Source organism: Demequina sediminicola, assembly GCF_000975055.1.
Lineage (GTDB): Bacteria > Actinomycetota > Actinomycetes > Actinomycetales > Demequinaceae > Demequina > Demequina sediminicola.
Genome location: NZ_BBRB01000008.1, coordinates 1 through 5,467 on the forward strand (window position 1 = coordinate 1; position 5,467 = coordinate 5,467).

Consider the following 5,467-nt stretch of genomic DNA (forward strand, 5'->3'; position numbering starts at 1 on the left):
TAGAAGTTATGTGCCGCAGCGACCTACTCTCCCACACCCTGGCGGGTGCAGTACCATCGGCGCTGAGAGGCTTAGCTTCCGGGTTCGGAATGGGACCGGGCGTTTCCCTCTCGCTATGGCTACGGCAACTCTATGGAGATGTTTGGTGGTTTCCCGACCGTTTCTCGGGAACCGCATAGTGGACGCATAGCATTTGTGAAGTATCAAGTTATCGGCCTATTAGTACCGGTCAGCTTCAAGAGTCTTTAGTCCTCTCTTCCACATCCGGCCTATCAACCCAGTGGTCTGCTGGGGGCCTCTCGGAGCAAGCTCCGTGGAAATCTCATCTTGAGACCGGCTTCCCGCTTAGATGCTTTCAGCGGTTATCCGTTCCGAACGTAGCCAACCAGCCGTGCTCCTGGCGGAACAACTGGCACACCAGAGGTTCGTCCAACCCGGTCCTCTCGTACTAGGGTCAGATTCTCTCAAATTTCCTGCGCGCGCAGCGGATAGGGACCGAACTGTCTCACGACGTTCTAAACCCAGCTCGCGTACCGCTTTAATGGGCGAACAGCCCAACCCTTGGGACCAACTCCAGCCCCAGGATGCGACGAGCCGACATCGAGGTGCCAAACCATGCCGTCGATATGGACTCTTGGGCAGGATCAGCCTGTTATCCCCGGGGTACCTTTTATCCGTTGAGCGCTGGCGCTTCCACATGCCACCAGCGGGTCACTAGTCCCGACTTTCGTCCCTGCTCGACCTGTCAGTCTCACAGTCAAGCTCCCTTGTACACTTGCACTCGCCACCTGATTGCCAACCAGGCTGAGGGAACCTTTGGGCGCCTCCGTTACTCTTTGGGAGGCAACCGCCCCAGTTAAACTACCCACCAGGCACTGTCCCTGGTCCGGATTACGGACCGAAGTTAGATATCCAGAATGATCAGAGTGGTATTTCAACAATGACTCCACCAACACTGGCGTGTCGGCTTCAAAGTCTCCCACCTATCCTACACAAATCACACCGAATACCAATACCAAGCTATAGTAAAGGTCCCGGGGTCTTTCCGTCCTGCTGCGCGTAACGAGCATCTTTACTCGTAGTGCAATTTCGCCGAGTTCGCGGTTGAGACAGCGGAGAAGTCGTTACGCCATTCGTGCAGGTCGGAACTTACCCGACAAGGAATTTCGCTACCTTAGGATGGTTATAGTTACCACCGCCGTTTACTGGGGCTTAAATTCACAGCTTCGCCTTACGGCTAACCGTTCCTCTTAACCTTCCAGCACCGGGCAGGCGTCAGTCCGTATACATCGTCTTGCGACTTCGCACGGACCTGTGTTTTTAGTAAACAGTCGCTTCTCCCTGGTCTCTGCGGCCTTCGAACGCTCACAGCAGCTAGTGCTGATCACGCCTCAGGCCCCCCTTCTCCCGAAGTTACGGGGGCATTTTGCCGAGTTCCTTAACCACGATTCACTCGATCGCCTTAGTATTCTCTACCTGATCACCTGAGTCGGTTTGGGGTACGGGCGGCTAGAACCTCGCGCCGAGGTTTTTCTTGGCAGCATAGGATCACCGGTTTCCCACAAATGTGGTTACCATCGGGTCTCAGGCATGTGAACGGCGGATTTGCCTACCGTTCGCCCTACACCCTTAGACGTGGACTACCATCGCCACGCCCGGCTACCTTCCTGCGTCACCCCTGTTAATACGCTTGCCTACTACGGACTTGGTTCGCGCGCTCCACACATACGTCACTCCGAAGAGATCAGTCGTGCTTTGGGCGCTTAGCATTATCCGCCTTGGCATGGGCGGTTCTTCGCCGGTACGGGAATATCAACCCGTTGTCCATCGACTACGCCTGTCGGCCTCGCCTTAGGTCCCGACTTACCCAGGGCGGATTAACCTGGCCCTGGAACCCTTGATCATTCGGCGGACGGGTTTCTCACCCGTCTTTCGCTACTCATGCCTGCATTCTCACTCGTGTGGTCTCCACTGCTGGGTTACCCCGCAGCTTCACTGCCCACACGACGCTCCCCTACCCATCCACACGCTTGGATCACACCCACGAAGGGTATGACCGGGCAATGTGTGAATGACACAACTTCGGTGGTGTACTTGAGCCCCGCTACATTGTCGGCGCGGAATCACTTGACCAGTGAGCTATTACGCACTCTTTCAAGGGTGGCTGCTTCTAAGCCAACCTCCTGGTTGTCTATGCAACTCCACATCCTTTCCCACTTAGCACACGCTTAGGGACCTTAGTTGGTGTTCTGGGCTGTTTCCCTCTCGACTATGAAGCTTATCCCCCACAGTCTCACTGCTGCGCTCTCACTTACCGGCATTCGGAGTTTGGTTGACGTCAGTAACCTGGTGAGGCCCATTAGCCATCCAGTAGCTCTACCTCCGGTAAGAAACACGCAACGCTGCACCTAAATGCATTTCGGGGAGAACCAGCTATCACGAAGTTTGATTGGCCTTTCACCCCTATCCACAGCTCATCCCCTCGGTTTTCAACCCAAGTGGGTTCGGTCCTCCACGCGGTCTTACCCGCGCTTCAACCTGGCCATGGATAGATCACTTCGCTTCGGGTCTAGACCCAGCGACTATGGTCGCCCTATTCGGACTCGCTTTCGCTACGGCTGCCCCACACGGGTTAACCTTGCCACTGAGCACTAACTCGCAGGCTCATTCTTCAAAAGGCACGCCGTCACCCCTGCTAGGGAGGCTCCGACGGATTGTAAGCACACGGTTTCAGGTACTATTTCACTCCCCTCTCGGGGTACTTTTCACCTTTCCCTCACGGTACTGTTCCGCTATCGGTCAGTAGGAAGTATTTAGGCTTACACAGTGGTCTGTGCGGATTCACACGGGATTTCTCGGGCCCCGTGCTACTTGGGATAACTCTCCGAAGTCCACGCAATTTCGTCTACGGGGGTTGCACCCTCTATGCCGGGCCTTTCAATGCCCTTCGACTATCACGCAGATTTTTGACTTCGTCTAGAAGCGGCAGCTCCTAGAGAAAGGTCCCACAACACCGCATACGCAACGCCTGCCGGCTATCACACGCATACGGTTTGGCCTGATCCGCTTTCGCTCGCCACTACTCACGGAATATCTCTTCCTGTCGGTACTGAGATGTTTCACTTCCCGACGTTCCCTCCTCTCACCCTATATATTCAGGTGAGGGTCACTGGACATGACTCCAGCGGGGTTTCCCCATTCGGACATCCTCGGATCACAGCTTGTTTGCCAGCTCCCCGAGGCTTTTCGCAGGCTACAACGTCCTTCATCGGCTCCTACTGCCAAGGCATCCACCATGTGCTCTTAAAAACTTGACACAGAAATCAAAGATGCTCGCGTCCACTATGCAGTTCTCAAGCTACGGGCGGTCTCACCGTCCAACACCGCCTACCCCGAACAAGTCCGAAGCGGTTCATGTGTCTTCAATGAGCCAAACCAGAAAAACCTGGTCCCGATCACGGGTCCCGATCTTTCAGGACCCAACAGTGTGCCAAAGCGACATCCTCCACGTCAAACACTTTCCAACCCCAAAGGGCGTACTCACACTCAACATTTCAGCTGCCACAACATTGTCGATGTTCCATCCGTGAGCTCTCGCCGGTCAACATGTGTGACCGAAACGAGGCCTGGACTACCTCACACCCTCAACGAGGATGCTCACCAGCCAGATGCTCCTTAGAAAGGAGGTGATCCAGCCGCACCTTCCGGTACGGCTACCTTGTTACGACTTAGTCCCAATCGCCAATCCCACCTTAGACGTCTCCCTCCCAAAGGGTTAGGCCGACGTCTTCGGGTGTTACCGACTTTCGTGACTTGACGGGCGGTGTGTACAAGGCCCGGGAACGTATTCACCGCAGCGTTGCTGATCTGCGATTACTAGCGACTCCAACTTCATGAGGTCGAGTTGCAGACCTCAATCCGAACTGAGACCGGCTTTTTGGGATTCGCTCCACCTTACGGTATCGCAGCCCTTTGTACCGGCCATTGTAGCATGCGTGAAGCCCAAGACATAAGGGGCATGATGATTTGACGTCATCCCCACCTTCCTCCGAGTTGACCCCGGCAGTCTCCTATGAGTCCCCACCATTACGTGCTGGCAACATAGGACGAGGGTTGCGCTCGTTGCGGGACTTAACCCAACATCTCACGACACGAGCTGACGACAACCATGCACCACCTGTATACGGCGAAAAAATCACTCCCTATCTCTAGGGATAGACCGTATATGTCAAGCCTTGGTAAGGTTCTTCGCGTTGCATCGAATTAATCCGCATGCTCCGCCGCTTGTGCGGGCCCCCGTCAATTCCTTTGAGTTTTAGCCTTGCGGCCGTACTCCCCAGGCGGGGCACTTAATGCGTTAGCTGCGACGCGGAAACCATGGAATAGTCCCCACATCTAGTGCCCACCGTTTACGGCATGGACTACCAGGGTATCTAATCCTGTTCGCTCCCCATGCTTTCGCTCCTCAGCGTCAGTTGTGGCCCAGAGACCTGCCTTCGCCATTGGTGTTCCTCCTGATATCTGCGCATTCCACCGCTACACCAGGAATTCCAGTCTCCCCTACCACACTCTAGTCTGCCCGTACCCACTGCAAGCTCGAGGTTGAGCCTCGAGTTTTCACAGCAGACGCGACAAACCGCCTACGAGCTCTTTACGCCCAATAATTCCGGACAACGCTTGCGCCCTACGTATTACCGCGGCTGCTGGCACGTAGTTAGCCGGCGCTTCTTCTGCAGGTACCGTCACTTTCGCTTCTTCCCTGCTGAAAGGGGTTTACAACCCGAAGGCCTTCATCCCCCACGCGGCGTCGCTGCATCAGGCTTTCGCCCATTGTGCAATATTCCCCACTGCTGCCTCCCGTAGGAGTCTGGACCGTGTCTCAGTTCCAGTGTGGCCGGTCGCCCTCTCAGGCCGGCTACCCGTCGTCGCCTTGGTGAGCCACTACCTCACCAACAAGCTGATAGGCCGCGAGTCCATCCCAGACCGAAAAACTTTCCCGACAATGACCATGCGGCCTTGTCTCATATCCGGTATTAGACCTCGTTTCCAAGGCTTATCCCAGAGTCTGGGGCAGGTTACTCACGTGTTACTCACCCGTTCGCCACTGATCCACCCAGCAAGCTGGGCTTCACCGTTCGACTTGCATGTGTTAAGCACGCCGCCAGCGTTCGTCCTGAGCCAGGATCAAACTCTCCGTAAATGATAATCAGCAAACCCAACCAAAAAGGCTGGAATCACAAACACTACGAAGTGAACCCGAAGGTCCGTTCAATCTCTAGCAAATGAACAAATGTCACTGACATTTAATTCTTTACCAAAGGAATCCTGCATCCAGTCACTATCAAGCAACCAGACACCGGAGATTTTTGGCATCGACTATGTGGCACACTGTTGAGTTCTCAAAGATCGGACGCGCACCTCAACCACACCCTTCCAGGCCGGTTTTGGGGCAACCCTTCAAACTTAC

3 rRNA genes are annotated in these 5,467 nt (G+C 55.0%); all 3 read right to left on the minus strand.

The annotated features are described in order from the left end of the window. Window positions 1-10: 10 nt before the first annotated feature. The 3 genes from rrf to AOP79_RS11465 all read right to left on the minus strand — a co-directional run bounded on the left by rrf (window position 11) and on the right by AOP79_RS11465 (window position 5,200). A 5S ribosomal RNA gene (rrf, locus tag AOP79_RS11455) occupies window positions 11-127 on the minus strand. A 72-nt stretch (window positions 128-199) separates the two neighbouring features. Next, window positions 200-3,317 (minus strand): 23S ribosomal RNA (locus AOP79_RS11460). Between the two features lie 362 nt (window positions 3,318-3,679). Beyond that, window positions 3,680-5,200 (minus strand): 16S ribosomal RNA (locus AOP79_RS11465). The 16S, 23S and 5S rRNA genes sit together here, the layout of an rRNA operon. Window positions 5,201-5,467 lie beyond the last annotated feature (267 nt).